Source organism: Pseudomonas sp. 3MAES_34.3B, assembly GCF_058145875.1.
Genome location: NZ_CM176960.1, coordinates 3518526 through 3532430, shown reverse-complemented (window position 1 = coordinate 3532430; position 13905 = coordinate 3518526). Strand labels below are relative to the sequence as shown.

Here is a 13905-nt window from a genome sequence, read left to right as displayed (position 1 = left end):
CCGCCTTCCAGGATGGAAGCCAGCCGCGACGCCGTTGTCGTTGATACGTGTGGGAAGCCTCCATGGCTCCATGCGCAGGGAGCGCAGCAATCGCTATGCCAGTGCCGACAAAACCGGCCAAGGCCTATATACTGCCGGCTGTTTTTCGACCCATGCCGAGCAAGCCGACCATGTACGACCTGGCCCGCCAGATCCTGTTCAAACTGTCCGCGGAAACCTCCCACGACCTTTCCCTGGACCTCATCGGCGCCGGCGGGCGGCTGGGGCTCAACCGGTTGCTGGCCAAGCCGCCTGCGCGGCTGCCTACCACGGTAATGGGGTTGCACTTCCCCAACCCGGTCGGCCTCGCGGCGGGCCTGGACAAGAACGGCGCGGCCATCGACGGCTTCGCGCAGCTGGGCTTCGGCTTCGTTGAAATCGGTACCGTCACCCCGCGCCCACAGCCAGGCAACCCGAAACCAAGGTTGTTTCGCCTGCCTGAAGCCACCGCCATCATCAACCGCATGGGGTTCAACAACCTTGGCGTGGACAACCTGATCGCGCGGGTGAAAGCCGCCCGTTACGAAGGCGTGCTGGGGATCAACATCGGGAAGAACTTCGACACGCCCGTGGAGCGTGCCCAGGACGATTACCTCCTGTGCCTGGACAAGGTGCACGAGCACGCCAGCTATGTGACGGTGAACGTCAGCTCGCCGAACACCCCGGGGCTGCGCAGCCTGCAGTTCGGAGATTCGCTCAAGGCACTGCTCGAAGCACTGGCCACACGCCGCGAGGCCCTTGCCCTGGCCAGCGGCCGCCGTGTTCCGCTGGCCATCAAGATTGCCCCGGACATGACCGACGAAGAAACCGCCCAGGTGGCCGCCGCGCTGTTGGCGACCGGCATGGATGCCGTGATCGCGACCAATACCACGCTGTCGCGCGAAGGGGTACAGGGCTTGCCCCATGGCGAGGAAGCGGGTGGGCTGTCGGGCGCTCCGGTGCGGGAAAAGAGTACCCACACCGTTCGAGTGCTGGCGGGGGAGCTCAAGGGGGCTATCCCGATCATCGCCGCAGGTGGCATTACCGAAGGGGCGCACGCCGCAGAGAAGATGGAAGCGGGCGCGAGCCTGGTGCAGGTATACTCGGGCTTCATTTACCGCGGCCCGGCACTGATTCGCGAGTCGGTAGATGCCATTGCCGCATTGCCCGGCATGATGCGCCCGGCGGTCTGAAGCGGGGGGGCCGCCAGGGCGCCCCCGTTGGATGGCCGGGCTACCAGGGTAGCCCGTGCCGCCGCCCGATCAGGCGGCATGGAGGAGAAAGCCTGTCGGGTGTCAGCCGACCGCGTGAAGTTCGTTGAGCCTATGTAGGCCGGCCGTACCGGTCATGCCATCCCAGTTGTCGCCGCGCCCTTCTCGCCAGCCGTTGATCCATGACTGGCGAACCGATGGTAGGGTGAAGGGACACAGTTCCCGGGATTTGCCACTGATGCCGTGATGATAGCCGCGAAGAAATGCTCGTTCCAACGGATCACGCTTGAGTCTTCTCATAGGGTGTAGCCCTCGTTTGTTGACTTATGTCCCGTCGGCCACTGCTGGGCCGGGCAGTAATCGACTGCCGGTGATAAGGGCCTGCTGCCGGCGTGGCAGGCCATGGAAGGCCACACCGTTGCAGCATGGCCTGGGGTCAGTTCTAAACAACCTTGGCGGCCGAGGGAATGAACGATTTGTAATAAGATGTTCATGTTTAGCGCATCCAGCCATAAGCACGGGCCGGGTGCCACTGATGATTCAGGACGCAAGCCCCTGATTTAAACCGATTCAGCGTGCACATCGTTGTTGGTCGGGCTTGGAAATAAATGTTTCATCTGGTGCCATGCTGGCGACGAGAGGTCGCCTGTGGGTGTGCCGAAAGGAGTTTTCGAACTGCCTGAACGTCTAATCCTTTTTTACGCAAGGGGCGTTCGAGGTGGGAGGCACGGGGTGTGCCAAGGCGGCGCTGGCTGAAACAGCGCTCGATCAACCAGCCGAGGGATGCGTTCCCCGGCCTAATGCACAGGCGTTATCGAATGTCCGATGTTTTTGAGTTGTACCTTACCTGCCCCAAAGGCCTGGAAGGCCTGCTGGCCACGGAAGCCGCCGAATTGGGGCTGACCGAAGTGCGGGAACATACCGCGGCCGTACGCGGCGAGGCCACCATGGAAACCGCCTACCGGCTGTGCCTCTGGTCCCGTCTGGCGAATAGGGTACTGCTGGTGCTCAAGCGGTTTTCCATGAGCAACGCCGAGGACCTGTACCACGGCGTGCGCGAGGTAGAATGGGCCGAGCACCTGGACCCTGCAGGCACGCTCGCCGTCGAGTTCAGCGGGCATGGTTCGGGTATCGACAACACCCACTTCGGTGCGCTCAAGGTCAAGGATGCGATCGTTGACAGCCTGCGCGGGCCGGACGGCCAGCGGCCGGGTATCGACAAACTCAACCCGGACCTGCGTATTCACCTGCGCCTTGATCGTGGTGAAGCCATTCTGTCGCTGGACCTTTCCGGGCATAGCCTGCACCAGCGAGGCTACCGCCTGCAGCAAGGTGCGGCGCCACTGAAGGAAAACCTGGCAGCCGCCATTCTGGTACGTGCGGGATGGCCGCGCATTGCCGCGGAAGGCGGAGCGCTGGCGGACCCTATGTGCGGTGTGGGCACGTTCCTGGTGGAAGCCGCGATGATGGCCGCTGATCTGGCGCCCAACCTGCGCCGTGAACGCTGGGGCTTCAGCGGCTGGCTGGGCCATGTGCCTGCCGTATGGCGCAAGGTGCATGACGAAGCAAGTGACCGCGCCCGTGAAGGCCTGGCACGCAAGCCGGCGTGGATACGTGGTTACGAAGCCGACCCGCGGCTGATTCAGCCGGCCCGAAACAACATCGAGCGCGCCGGGCTGAGCGAGTGGGTAAAGATCTACCAAGGTGAACTGGCGACGTTCGAGCCCCGGCCAGACCAGAATCAGAAAGGCCTTGTGGTGTGCAACCCTCCCTATGGCGAGCGCCTGGGCGACGAGGCCAGCCTGGTGTACCTGTACCAGCACCTGGGCGAGCGCTTGCGGCAGGCGTGCCTCAACTGGCAGGCGGCAATCTTTACCGCCGCGCCGGACTTGGGCAAGCGCATGGGTATTCGCAGCCACAAGCAATATGCCTTCTGGAACGGCGCGCTGCCGTGCAAGCTGTTGTTGCTCGACGTACTCCCCCAGCAATTCGTGACCGGTGAGCGCCGTGCCGCTACAGGCCCGGCCAGCGACGCCGATACGGCGCCAGCGCCTGCTGCTGCGCCAGTGGCTGCCCCGGCGCGCCTCAGCGAAGGCGCGCAGATGTTCGCCAACCGCCTGCAGAAAAACCTCAAGCAGCTGGGCAAGTGGGCGCGCCGCGAGCAGGTGGAATGCTACCGGGTGTATGACGCGGACATGCCGGAGTACGCGTTCGCCATCGACCTTTACCAAGGCTGGGTGCATGTGCAGGAATATGCCGCGCCCAAGTCCATCGACCCTCAAAAGGCGCAGACCCGCCTGTTCGATGCCTTGGCGGCGATTCCTGTCGCGCTGGGTGTCGACCCGCAGAAAGTGGTGCTCAAGCGCCGCGAACGGCAGAGTGGTACCCGCCAATATGAACGGCAGGCCACGCAGGGCACGTTCATGGAGGTCAACGAGGCCGGCGTCCGGCTGCTGGTGAACCTCACGGACTACCTTGATACGGGGCTATTCCTCGACCACCGGCCGATGCGCTTGCGCATTCAACGGGAAGTCACCGGCAAGCGGTTCCTGAATTTGTTCTGCTACACCGGCGCCGCTACGGTGCATGCGGCAAAAGGTGGCGCACGGGCTACCACCAGTGTGGACCTGTCCCGCACGTACCTGGACTGGGCGCGCCGAAACCTGGCGCTGAACGGTTTGTCCGAGCGGCATCAGCTGGTACAGAGCGATGTGATGGCCTGGCTCGAGGAAAGCCGCGAGGAGTACGAGCTGATCTTCATTGATCCGCCGACGTTCTCCAATTCCAAACGCATGGAAGGGGTGTTCGACGTGCAGCGTGATCATGTGCGGCTGCTGGACCTGGCGATGGCGCGGCTGGCCAAGGGCGGCGTGCTGTACTTCTCCAACAACTTCCGCCGCTTTGCCCTGGATGAGAGCGTGGCAGCGCGTTACAGCGTGGAGGAAATCAGCCGGGATACCATCGACCCCGACTTCGCTCGCAATGAGCGCATCCACCGCGCATGGCGAATTCAGGCGCGGTAACCGCCCACCTTCTATCTGATAGCGGCGGCGGCGTGCACTGGCTACTAGGCAAACTAGTGGCCAGTGGCTATAAGTCTCTCGGGCCTTTCGATCAGGCCCACCGGCTTTCAGAGTAAATGGTTATGTTCCCCCGCACCCACCGGCCTAAGATCCTCGGCTTTATCGACGAAAGGGCGTCTGCCTGGCGCGTGACGCTCCTGGGGCTGGCGTTCGGCCTTGGAATGACAGCCGCGCTGGCCATTACCGCAGACCTGTTCGCGCGCCAGCAGGTCCGCCAGCGCTTTGAGCTGCTGGCTAGCGAACGTACCGCACGGATCGAAGAACGTTTGTTGGACCAGGCGCAGCGCCTGGACAGCCTGCGCCGGTTCATCACCTGGTCTGACCAGCCTACGGAAGCGGCTTTTGAAGGGTTCGCTACACCGCTGCTGGCACGTACCCGGGCCTTTTCCTGGATGCCGCGGGTAAGCGACGTGCAGCGCAGCGATTTCGAAGCCCGGGCGGGCTTCCCTATCCTTGCCCTGGGCGGCAATGGTCAGATGGTGATATCGCCGCCGGCCGCCGTCTACTTTCCCATTGCCTACAGCACCTTCGTCGGCGCCGGGGCTACGCCTTACGGGCTGGACCTGGCCTCCGATGCTGTGCGCAGGGCTACCCTAGAAAAAGCGATGGCTGCCCGCGGCCTTGCGGTGTCCCCGCCACTGGACCTGGTTGCCATTGACCCGCCCTATAACCGGGGGGTGCTCATTGTCGCACCGGTGTACCACCTGCCGCTGCCCTCCATGGCGGAAGGGGACAGCCGCTTGCGCGGGTATGTGAGCGCTATCATCAGCCTGCATGAACTCTTGGGCGATGGGCTGCCGGCGCCTGGGGAAGACAATCTTTTTGTGCGTATCCTGGACCTTTCCAGCCCCGACCAGCATGAGGTGCTGTACACCTCGCCTGGCGTGGCGGGTGATGAATCCGTGGCTATCAGCCGACTGCTGCATCTGGCTGACCGCAGCTACCGGATCGAGCTCAAGCCCAGCCGGCTATTTGTGGCCGGAAATCGTTCGCTGGTAGGTGTGGTGATTGCGGTCCTGGGCACACTGCTCACATTGTTGCTTTGTGGGTTGCTCTACAGCCTGGTGACCCAGCGCCAGCGCGCCCTCCAGTTGGTGCGCCAGCGCACCGCCGAACTGAGCCTGAGTGAGCAGCGTTTACGCCACACCCATGGCCAACTGCGTAATGTGCTGGATGCCGCTACCGAAGTGGCGATCATCGCCACCGACCTTGTTGGCATGATCACCACCTTCAACGCCGGTGCCGAACGCATGCTGGGGTACAGCCAGGCGCAGGTGATCGGGCGGCTGCGGCTGGGCGACCTGCATGTGCATGCCGAATTGAAAGCGCGGGCAGCCCAGCTTGAAGAACGCCTGGGCCGGCCGGTATCCACTGTGCAGGCCATGCTGGGAGATGGCGAAGCACAGCATGCGCCCGAGGCACACCACTGGACCCTCGTGCGCCGGGACGGTTCGCGGCTCACTGTGAACATGCTGGTAACCGCGGTGCGCGATGAAGCCGCCGAGCCCATCGGCTACCTGGCAGTGTGCATCGATATCACCGAAAGCCTGCGCACCCTGGATGCGTTGGCCGCGCGAGATCGCCAGCTGGAACGGCTGAGCGCGGAAGTCCCGGGTGGTATCTACCAGTTCCGCCTGCGGCCCGATGGCTCGTCTTCGTTCGATTACGCCAGCCGTGGATTGTGGGAGATCTACGAGATCGACCTCCAGACCCTGGCTCGAGACGGCTCCTACGTATTCGAGCGGATTCACCCCGACGACCTGGCGGGCGTTCGGGCCTCCATCGAGGCCTCCGCGCAACAGTTGACCCGCTGGCAAGCAGAGTACCGCGTGTGCCTGCCGGAGCGGGGAGAGCGTTGGGTGCGGGGCGAAGCCACCCCCGAGCCCTTGCCCGACGGCAGTATCCTGTGGCACGGCTACCTGTCGGACATCAGCGACCTCAAGCGCGTAGAGCATGAATTGCGCACGCTGTCGGTAACCGACTCGTTGACCGGGATCTACAATCGGCGGTACTTCCAGCAGCGGCTGGGGGCCGAGCTGGAGCGGGCCCGTCGCGCCCATTCGAGCCTTGCGGTGGTGATGTTCGACATCGACCATTTCAAGCGCATCAATGACCGCTTCGGCCACCTTGCCGGGGATCGGGTGCTACAGGCTATCTGCAAGGCGTTCGGGCAGCGGCTGCGGCGGCACGATGTGTTCTGTCGCCTGGGCGGGGAAGAGTTCGTGGTGCTGTGCCCTGGCAGTGATGCCACCCAGGCCCGGTTGCTGGCTACCGAGCTGTGGCAGGCCCTGCGCAACAACGCCCTGGAAGACGTAGGCCATGTGACCGCCAGCTTCGGTGTGGCAGGCTGGCAGCCAAACGAAACTGGCGAGGCACTGATGGCTCGCGCCGATGCCGCGGTGTACCTGGCCAAGCAACGTGGGCGAGACCAGGTAGTGGAGGGCTGATGCCGTTGCAGCGCTACGGTCAGGGGAGGGCAGCGGTGCTGGCAGTGCGGGGCTGGTTGTAAAGGTCCAGCAGCACCTGGTCGAGTACCGACCTCGCGCCCCATGGCTTGGGATCGTTGAGGATGGCCACCACCGCCCAGGTGTTGCCGTTCACGTCCCGGCTGAAGCCGGCAATCGCCCGCACGGTATTGAGGGTACCGGTCTTGATGTGCCCTTCCCCGGCCATCGAGGTGCGCTTGAGGCGCTTGCGCATGGTGCCGTCCATGCCCACCAGCGGCATCGAGCTCATGAACTCCGCCGAATAGGGGCTTCGCCAGGCCGCTTGCAGCAAGGTCGCCATCTCCCGGGCGCTTACGCGCTCGTCACGGGACAAGCCGCTGCCGTTCTCCATCACCAGGTGCGGCGAGGTAATGCCCTTCTTGGCCAGCCATTGGCGAACCATACGCTGCGCGGCCTTGGCATCATCGAGGTCCGCATCGGTGCGGAATTGCGCGCCAATGGTCAAGAACAGCTGCTGAGCCATGGTGTTGTTGCTGTACTTGTTGATGTCGCGGATGACCTCGGCCAGGTCGGGGGAGAACGCCCGGGCCAGCAACCGCGCGTTGTTCGGTACCGCGCCGTCACGGTCGGCACCGCTGATGCTGCCGCCCAGTTCGGACCAGATCGCGCGAATCGCCCCGGCGGAATACGCAAAGTGATCCAGCAGCGAGAGGTAGGTCTGGGAGCTACAGCCCTGTGCGAGCTGGCCGCTGACCACCACGCTGATGCCATCAGGCTGCGGCACCGGGTTGTAGCGGACTTCGCCCGTACACTTGCTGCCCGCAATCGGCTTCACCTGGTTATCCAGATGAATTGTGCCGATAGGCGGCTCCACCGCCACGCTGACCTTTCCCGAATCATTGCGCGCAACGAATCGCAACGCCTTCAGGTTGATCATCAGCGCATCAGGGCGCACCAGGAAAGGTGCGTTTTCGTCGTTGCCGTCGTCGTTGAATACGGGCAGCTGCGGCTGCTTGAAGAAGCTGCGGTCCAGCACCAGGTCACCGGTGACTTGCTGCACGCCATTGGCCCGTAGGTCACGCATCAGCAACCACAGTTTTTCCATGTTCAGCTTCGGGTCACCGCCGCCTTTCACATAAAGGTTGCCGTGGAGCACACCGTTACTAAGCGTACCGTCGGTATAGAACTCGGTTTTCCACTGGAACGTAGGGCCCAGCAGTTCCAGCGCGGCGAAGGTGGTGACCAGCTTCATGGTGGATGCGGGATTGACCGAAACGTCGGCATTGAACAGCGTGGTAGAGCCCGGGCCGCTGAGCGGGACCAGTGCAAGGGAGAGGGCGTTGTCGGTCAGTTTGCTCGCCTTGAGGGCTTGTTCCACTTTGGGCGTAAGGCTGGCCGGGGCGGCCTGGAGCGGTGCGGCAATTGACAGTAGCAAGCCGGCGACGAACAACGGGCGCAAGGTTTTGATCATGAAGATAGAGCTCTGCAAGGCGGCGAAAAGTAAGGAGCATGAAAAGGTGAAGGCTCCCGCCAACGATGCGCATTATGCCTGAAGCGCTAGCCAGCTGAGCGCCGCCCGGAACCGCCTGTGGGAAAAATCTACCGATGGAGTGACGGTGGACAGTAATTGTCACGCTGAAATGGTAAAGTGCCGCGCTTGAAACTCATGAGGATTTACCCGATGGCTACAAACCGCTCCCGCCGCCTGCGCAAAAAACTGTGCGTGGACGAATTCCAGGAACTGGGCTTCGAACTGAACCTGGAGTTCAAGGAAAGCCTGAGCGAAGCCGAGATCGACGCCTTCCTCGAAGCGTTCCTGAAGGACGCGATGAAGGCCAATGGTGTCGACTATGTTGGCGGCGATGACTTCGGCCTGGTATGCCTGGCCAAGCGCGGTTCGGTCAGCGAAGAACAGCGCGCGGCCGTGGAAGCCTGGCTCAAGGGCCGCAGCGAACTGACCAACGTTGAAGTCAGCCCGCTGCTGGACGTGTGGTACCCGGAAAAGCCGGTCAACCCCGCAGCCTGATTTTGCCTGCTCCCGAGCCGCAATGGCTTGGGAGCATGCAGGCCTGTGGGAAGCACGGCTCACACCACTGCATTACGCTTGGCGATGTCCAGCAACTCCACCAATGATCCCGCCTTCAGTTTGTTCATCAAGCGTTTCTTGTACGTACTTACTGTTTTGTTACTGAGGAACATGCCATCGGCGATTTCCCGGTTGGTCCGTCCCTGCGCGAACAATTGCAGCACCATCAGTTCTCGATCGTTCACGTGCTGGAACATCTGTAGTTCCGCGTTGCGTCGAGGGTCGTCAATGCAGTCCAGCGCCTGGCTGGGAAAATAGTTATAGCCTGCGAACACTGCTCGCACGGCGCTGAGCAATTCGGTGAGCTCTTCCACCTTGCACACATAACCGGCGGCGCCCAGCTGCATGCAGCGTATGGCGAACAGTTGCGCCGATTGCGCGGTGAGTACCAGCACTCGGGAGGGCATGCCCATGGCCTGAAAACGGCCAAGCACCTCCAGCCCGTCGAGCCTGGGCAGGCTGATATCCAGGATGGTGAGGTCCGGTTGGTATTCGCGGACCATGCGCATGCCATCTACGCCGTTGTCCGCCTCGCCTACAACCGTATAGCCTTCGTTTTCCAGCATCATCCGCACCGCCAGCCGAATGACCGGGTGATCTTCGATGATAAGTACCGAGCCCATTACCGCGTCCTTGTTGCAATCAGGTGCGCGACCTTAGCTCAGTTGGGGCGCAGCCAGTGGGCCTGCCCGGCTTTATCGGAATTTTCCCAAGGCCGGGCGCGCAGCTCAGACGGGTATCGCCCGCCCCGTCATCTCACTGGCCATTTCGCTGGCATAGCTGTCTGTCATGCCGGCGATGAAGTCGATCATGCGCAGGAACGCAGCATGCAACGGCCAGGAGGGTTCCGGTGCGTTACTGCCCATCAGGTCCAGAATCCGTCGATTCTTGAATGACAGCCGGCGCCCGCCGTGCTGCTCGAGGGCCGCTCCGCAAAAAGCATTCAACAGCACCTCAAGGGTGGTATAGGCGCCGATTTCGTGCAGCGTCTTGCGTTTGTCCTGGAAGATTTTTTCCCGCGCAATGTCCTTGGCCCCCAACACACAGCCCTTGGCAGGGCCGTCCATGTGTTCCACCAGGTCGCCGCTCAAGGTGCCGGCGAGCAGCGCGGGCTGCTGTTCGACAAACGCCCGGGCAGCGGCATTCGTGAGGTGCTCGATGGCCTTGCCGCGCAGTATTGCCAGCTTGCGCCGCTGCGAATCACGGGGGCCGAGCTGGCGATAGGTTTCCGGCAGGTCGTCACCCACCAGGCCAAGCAGGAGCGCTTCCACTTCGGCGTAGTCGAGCAGGCCCATCTCCAGCCCGTCTTCGAGGTCGATCAAGGCATAACAGATGTCGTCCGCGGCCTCCATCAGGTACACCAGCGGGTGCCGTGCCCAGCGCTGGGGTTCAAGCAGCGGCAGGCCCAGGCGCCCGGCGATCTGCTCAAGGATCGGCAGCTCGCTCTGGTAGCAGCCGAACTTGTGCTTCTTGTAGCCCAGCGAGTCGGCATGCCGCGCGGCCCAGGGGTATTTGAGATAGGTGCCCAGGGTGGCATAGGTCAGCCGCATACCGCCTTCGAACTGGTGATACTCCAGCTGAGTGAGCACGCGCAGGCCTTGGGCGTTGCCTTCGAAATTCAGGAAGTCCAGCCGTTCGCCGTCGCTCATGCTGTCGAGCCAGCCGCGCCCGGCCGCCTGCTGGAACCAATAGCGAATCGCGTCTTCGCCAGAGTGGCCGAACGGCGGGTTGCCAATGTCATGGGCCAGGCACGCCGACTGCACAACCATGCCCAGGTCTGCGGCGTCGCACCAGTCCGGTAACTCGTCACGCAGGGTTTCACCTACCCGCATGCCGAGCGAGCGGCCTACGCAGCTGACTTCCAGGGAGTGGGTGAGCCGGGTGTGAATATGGTCGTTGCTGGAAACAGGGTGCACCTGGGTCTTGCGACCCAGGCGGCGGAAGGCACCGGAAAAGATGATCCGGTCATGGTCCTTGTGAAACGGGCTGCGGCCCAGCTCCTCCACGCTATGCACGGGTTTGCCGAGCCGCTCGCGGGTAAGCAGTGTTTGCCAATCCAAGGCGCTTCTCCGTCGTTGGTCAGCCTGTAGCTTCCCGCCATTGCGCAGTGGTGGCAACCACAGATACCGCGCTCAACGTTTGCTGGCCCCTTGCAACAGCTTGATCAGCGGTACCATGCTGACTGCAAGCTTGGCCAGCCGGGCCGCCGCGCCGATGCCGCCCTTGCGCGCACCCTTGCCGGACAGGAAGCCCAGCAGGCTTACCAGGCCCACGCCCCACAGGGGCGCGTGGCGGATGCCAAGGTTTTTGTTGAGCCCCTGGCCCATGTTGCGGAACCGCGACAGTGGATTGACCAACTGGCGCGATTCCTGACGGATCTCCTGACGGTGCATTTCCATGCGCAGGCGGATCAGCGCCTTGCGCATTTCCCGGCGGGTGGCGCCGTTCGGAACACTGTGTCGGTTCATGGCAACAGGCGCTCCCGATCATTGGCCAGCTCTTCGAGGGTGGCATGGAAGGGTGACGATTCATCAAAAATCGCGGCCTTGAGGCGCAGCGCGCAGAACAGCCCGGCGAGCAGGTAGAACACGCACAAGCCGATCATTCCGGGGATGCGATAGTTATCCCACAACAGGATAAGGATCAGCCCGGAGAGCGCGACCAGGGCAAGCAACGCAAACACCAGTGACAGCCCGGCGAACAGCAGCAGGCTCAAGGTGCGTGCCTTTTGCTCCTGCAGTTCGATACCCAGCAGTTCAACGTGGCTGTGCAGCCAGCCCAGCAACGCGCCACCGAGCCGGCGGCTGTGGGAACCGGACGTTTCGCCCACCGGTGGCGGCAGGGAAGTGGATTCGCTGTCCCGGTTCATATCAGCGCCTTGTAGCCAGCAGGCCTACCAGAAAGCCGACCCCGGCGGCGATGCCGATGGCGGGCAGTGGATTGGCCTGGACATAGTCCTCGGCGGCCACCAGTGCCGCTGCCCCTTGCTCGCGAAGCTGCGCTTCGGTCTGCTTGAGCGAAACCCGCGCCTTGGCGAGGCTTTCCTTGATCTGCTCGCGCAGCTCCTCGGCTTGTTCCCCAGCCAAGCTGGCCGTGTGCTCCAGCAGCTTTTCGGTATCGCGGATCAGGATCTGGAAATCAGTACTCAGCACGTCTTGTGCGGTGTTCAAGGTATCGCGAGTCATGGCGTCCTCCTTACGTGGGCTTTGAAGTTCGAGTCCCGTTTCGTCATCAAGGTTCAGCGGGTCGATGGTACATTTTTTGCTGCCCGCTGGTGCGCGGAAGTGACTTCTGCGCCGTACGTGTGCAACACCCGCCTGGCGCAAGCGCCGCCGCAAGCGTTGTAAGCGAATGAATTACAGACAGGTCCGGTATATGGCCTGCACTTGCAAGGTTAACGTGCGCAGCGTTGGTGCAAGCGCGGCGCGGTAGAACCAGAGCAGTGCACGGTTTGACGGAACCTGTCGAGAAACCGCATCTTTTTCGAGCCTGCCGTACTTATGGAAAATCTGCAAAGCGCCGTGGACATGCTCGTACACGGTTCAAACACCCTATTCCTGCTGTGTGGGGCAGTGATGGTCCTGGCCATGCATGCCGGCTTCGCCTTTCTGGAGGTGGGCACGGTTCGCCAGAAGAACCAGGTGAACGCCCTGTCGAAAATCCTCAGCGACTTCGCCATTTCGGCCCTCGCGTATTTCTTCATCGGTTATTGGGTGGCGTATGGGGTGAATTTCTTTGCCCCGGCGTCGGTGCTGGCGGCCGATCATGGCTACGCGCTGGTGAAATTTTTCTTTCTGCTGACCTTCGCCGCCGCCATTCCCGCGATCATTTCCGGGGGCATTGCCGAGCGCGCCCGTTTCGTGCCGCAACTGTGCGCCACGCTATTGATCGTAGCGTTCCTTTATCCGTTTTTCGAAGGCTTGGTATGGAATGGCAACCTGGGCTTGCAGGCCTGGCTGCTGGCGCGCTTCGGCGCCCCGTTCCACGACTTTGCAGGCTCGGTGGTGGTTCATGCCATGGGCGGCTGGATCGCCTTGGCCGCGGTCACTCTGCTGGGCGCGCGGCGTGGCCGCTATCGTGACGGCAGGCTGGTGGCCATGGCGCCATCCAATATCCCGTTTCTGGCCCTTGGGTCGTGGATTCTCATCGTCGGCTGGTTCGGTTTCAACGTGATGAGCGCGCAAACGGTGCAAGGGGCCAGCGGGCTGGTAGCCGTCAACTCGCTGATGGCCATGGTGGGCGGCACGATCGCCGCCTTGCTGGTCGGCCGCAACGACCCGGGTTTCCTCCACAACGGCCCGCTTGCCGGCCTGGTGGCCGTGTGTGCCGGTTCCGACCTGATGCACCCGATCGGCGCGCTGGTCACGGGTGCGGTAGCGGGTGCGCTGTTTGTCAGTTGTTTCATCGCCGCGCAAGGCAAGTGGAAAATCGACGACGTACTTGGTGTGTGGCCGCTGCACGGCGTATGCGGCGTATGGGGCGGCCTGGCCTGTGGCCTGTTCGCACAACCATGGCTGGGCGGGCTTGGCGGCGTATCCATGGCCAGCCAGCTGGTCGGCAGCGCACTGGGGGTAAGCCTGGCGCTGGCGGGTGGGGCTGCGGTGTATGGCCTGTTGAAATACACCGTGGGCATCCGCCTCACCCCTGAGCAAGAGTTCGAAGGGGCGGACCTTTCCCTGCATCGCATTGGCGCGGTAAATCTGGACTGAACCGCCGTGGCTGGGTTGGCGGGCCGGGGCTAGACTTCAAGCTCCGCGCCCAAGGGTCCGCCTCGCCATGTGCCCAGAATGCCAACTTTTCGTTATCCGCAATTGCCCGCGCTGCGCGCTTGCCGAAGCGGCTTTGTTGCCCTTGGTGGAGCATGGGCTGTGGGTGGAACTGATCGACCTTGCAGATGCCGGCGGCGTACCGTCCAGCTATGAGGCGCGTGCACCGCTGCTCAGGCGGGTAGATACCGGCGCGGTGCTGGACTGGCCCTTCAGCCCGGATCAGGTTGTTCACTTCCTGAAATAACACTGCTTGTGCCAATTCGTTCGAAGCCGTTGCACAATGCGCCCCCG

13 protein-coding genes are annotated in these 13905 nt (G+C 62.8%); 6 read left to right on the top strand and 7 right to left on the bottom strand.

The window, feature by feature from the left end; genetic code table 11:
• The first annotated feature begins 170 nt into the window (after positions 1-170).
• Positions 171-1211: a quinone-dependent dihydroorotate dehydrogenase gene (locus AC3Z8Y_RS15450; RefSeq protein ID WP_490086567.1), complete on the top strand. Its 1041-nt coding sequence runs from the start codon at positions 171-173 to the stop codon at positions 1209-1211.
• Positions 1212-1313: 102 nt separating this feature from the next.
• On the opposite strand, the gene rmf is transcribed toward AC3Z8Y_RS15450, so the two are convergent.
• Positions 1314-1529, bottom strand: a complete 216-nt coding sequence (gene rmf / locus AC3Z8Y_RS15445; RefSeq protein ID WP_490086566.1) for a ribosome modulation factor — start codon at positions 1527-1529, stop codon at positions 1314-1316.
• A gap of 518 nt (positions 1530-2047) precedes the next feature.
• Here rmf and rlmKL point away from each other — a divergent pair.
• The gene (gene rlmKL, locus AC3Z8Y_RS15440) at positions 2048-4252 is read left to right on the top strand and encodes a bifunctional 23S rRNA (guanine(2069)-N(7))-methyltransferase RlmK/23S rRNA (guanine(2445)-N(2))-methyltransferase RlmL (protein ID WP_490086565.1); all 2205 of its coding nucleotides are present in this window, start codon (positions 2048-2050) and stop codon (positions 4250-4252) included.
• 122 nt (positions 4253-4374) lie between these two features.
• Complete coding sequence (locus AC3Z8Y_RS15435; RefSeq protein WP_490086564.1) at positions 4375-6759, top strand: diguanylate cyclase; 2385 nt, start codon at positions 4375-4377, stop codon at positions 6757-6759.
• A 19-nt stretch (positions 6760-6778) separates the two neighbouring features.
• Here AC3Z8Y_RS15435 and dacB read toward each other — a convergent pair whose 3' ends face one another.
• Entirely contained in the window at positions 6779-8230 is a 1452-nt protein-coding gene (gene dacB / locus AC3Z8Y_RS15430; RefSeq protein ID WP_490086563.1) for a D-alanyl-D-alanine carboxypeptidase/D-alanyl-D-alanine endopeptidase, read from the bottom strand.
• A 210-nt stretch (positions 8231-8440) separates the two neighbouring features.
• Between dacB and AC3Z8Y_RS15425 the strand changes: the two genes are divergently transcribed.
• Positions 8441-8785 (top strand): YggL family protein, encoded by a 345-nt coding sequence (locus AC3Z8Y_RS15425; protein WP_181112562.1) that lies wholly within the window; start codon positions 8441-8443, stop codon positions 8783-8785.
• Positions 8786-8844: 59 nt separating this feature from the next.
• Here AC3Z8Y_RS15425 and AC3Z8Y_RS15420 read toward each other — a convergent pair whose 3' ends face one another.
• From AC3Z8Y_RS15420 to AC3Z8Y_RS15400, 5 genes are all read right to left on the bottom strand, one after another.
• Positions 8845-9468 carry a response regulator gene (locus AC3Z8Y_RS15420; protein ID WP_490086562.1) on the bottom strand — a complete coding sequence of 208 codons (624 nt, stop codon included), beginning with the start codon at positions 9466-9468 and terminating at the stop codon, positions 8845-8847.
• Between the two features lie 105 nt (positions 9469-9573).
• A complete protein-coding gene (locus tag AC3Z8Y_RS15415; protein ID WP_490086561.1) occupies positions 9574-10905 on the bottom strand; it encodes a deoxyguanosinetriphosphate triphosphohydrolase in 1332 nt (443 codons plus the stop codon).
• A 72-nt stretch (positions 10906-10977) separates the two neighbouring features.
• Positions 10978-11313 carry a hypothetical protein gene (locus AC3Z8Y_RS15410; protein WP_490086560.1) on the bottom strand — a complete coding sequence of 112 codons (336 nt, stop codon included), beginning with the start codon at positions 11311-11313 and terminating at the stop codon, positions 10978-10980.
• Positions 11310-11714, bottom strand: a complete 405-nt coding sequence (locus AC3Z8Y_RS15405; RefSeq protein ID WP_490086559.1) for a phage holin family protein — start codon at positions 11712-11714, stop codon at positions 11310-11312. Before AC3Z8Y_RS15405 ends, AC3Z8Y_RS15410 begins: the two co-directional genes overlap by 4 nt.
• A gap of 1 nt (position 11715) precedes the next feature.
• Positions 11716-12030: an ElaB/YgaM/YqjD family protein gene (locus tag AC3Z8Y_RS15400; RefSeq protein ID WP_490086558.1), complete on the bottom strand. Its 315-nt coding sequence runs from the start codon at positions 12028-12030 to the stop codon at positions 11716-11718.
• Positions 12031-12345: 315 nt separating this feature from the next.
• Here AC3Z8Y_RS15400 and AC3Z8Y_RS15395 point away from each other — a divergent pair, with 315 nt between their 5' ends.
• Both AC3Z8Y_RS15395 and AC3Z8Y_RS15390 read left to right on the top strand, forming a co-directional pair.
• Entirely contained in the window at positions 12346-13554 is a 1209-nt protein-coding gene (locus AC3Z8Y_RS15395; protein WP_490086557.1) for an ammonium transporter, read from the top strand.
• Positions 13555-13621: 67 nt separating this feature from the next.
• On the top strand, positions 13622-13858 hold the full coding sequence (locus tag AC3Z8Y_RS15390) for a glutaredoxin family protein (protein WP_490086556.1): 237 nt from the start codon (positions 13622-13624) through the stop codon (positions 13856-13858).
• The last annotated feature ends 47 nt before the right edge of the window (positions 13859-13905 follow it).

Coding starts and splice junctions, on each gene's coding strand:
- AC3Z8Y_RS15405 (WP_490086559.1), bottom strand. CDS start 11,714: ATGAACCGGGACAGCGAATCCACTTCCCTGCCGCCACCGGTGGGCGAA.
- AC3Z8Y_RS15435 (WP_490086564.1), top strand. CDS start 4,375: ATGTTCCCCCGCACCCACCGGCCTAAGATCCTCGGCTTTATCGACGAA.
- AC3Z8Y_RS15425 (WP_181112562.1), top strand. CDS start 8,441: ATGGCTACAAACCGCTCCCGCCGCCTGCGCAAAAAACTGTGCGTGGAC.
- rmf (WP_490086566.1), bottom strand. CDS start 1,529: ATGAGAAGACTCAAGCGTGATCCGTTGGAACGAGCATTTCTTCGCGGC.
- AC3Z8Y_RS15400 (WP_490086558.1), bottom strand. CDS start 12,030: ATGACTCGCGATACCTTGAACACCGCACAAGACGTGCTGAGTACTGAT.
- AC3Z8Y_RS15450 (WP_490086567.1), top strand. CDS start 171: ATGTACGACCTGGCCCGCCAGATCCTGTTCAAACTGTCCGCGGAAACC.
- AC3Z8Y_RS15395 (WP_490086557.1), top strand. CDS start 12,346: ATGGAAAATCTGCAAAGCGCCGTGGACATGCTCGTACACGGTTCAAAC.
- dacB (WP_490086563.1), bottom strand. CDS start 8,230: ATGATCAAAACCTTGCGCCCGTTGTTCGTCGCCGGCTTGCTACTGTCA.
- AC3Z8Y_RS15390 (WP_490086556.1), top strand. CDS start 13,622: ATGTGCCCAGAATGCCAACTTTTCGTTATCCGCAATTGCCCGCGCTGC.
- AC3Z8Y_RS15410 (WP_490086560.1), bottom strand. CDS start 11,313: ATGAACCGACACAGTGTTCCGAACGGCGCCACCCGCCGGGAAATGCGC.
- rlmKL (WP_490086565.1), top strand. CDS start 2,048: ATGTCCGATGTTTTTGAGTTGTACCTTACCTGCCCCAAAGGCCTGGAA.
- AC3Z8Y_RS15420 (WP_490086562.1), bottom strand. CDS start 9,468: ATGGGCTCGGTACTTATCATCGAAGATCACCCGGTCATTCGGCTGGCG.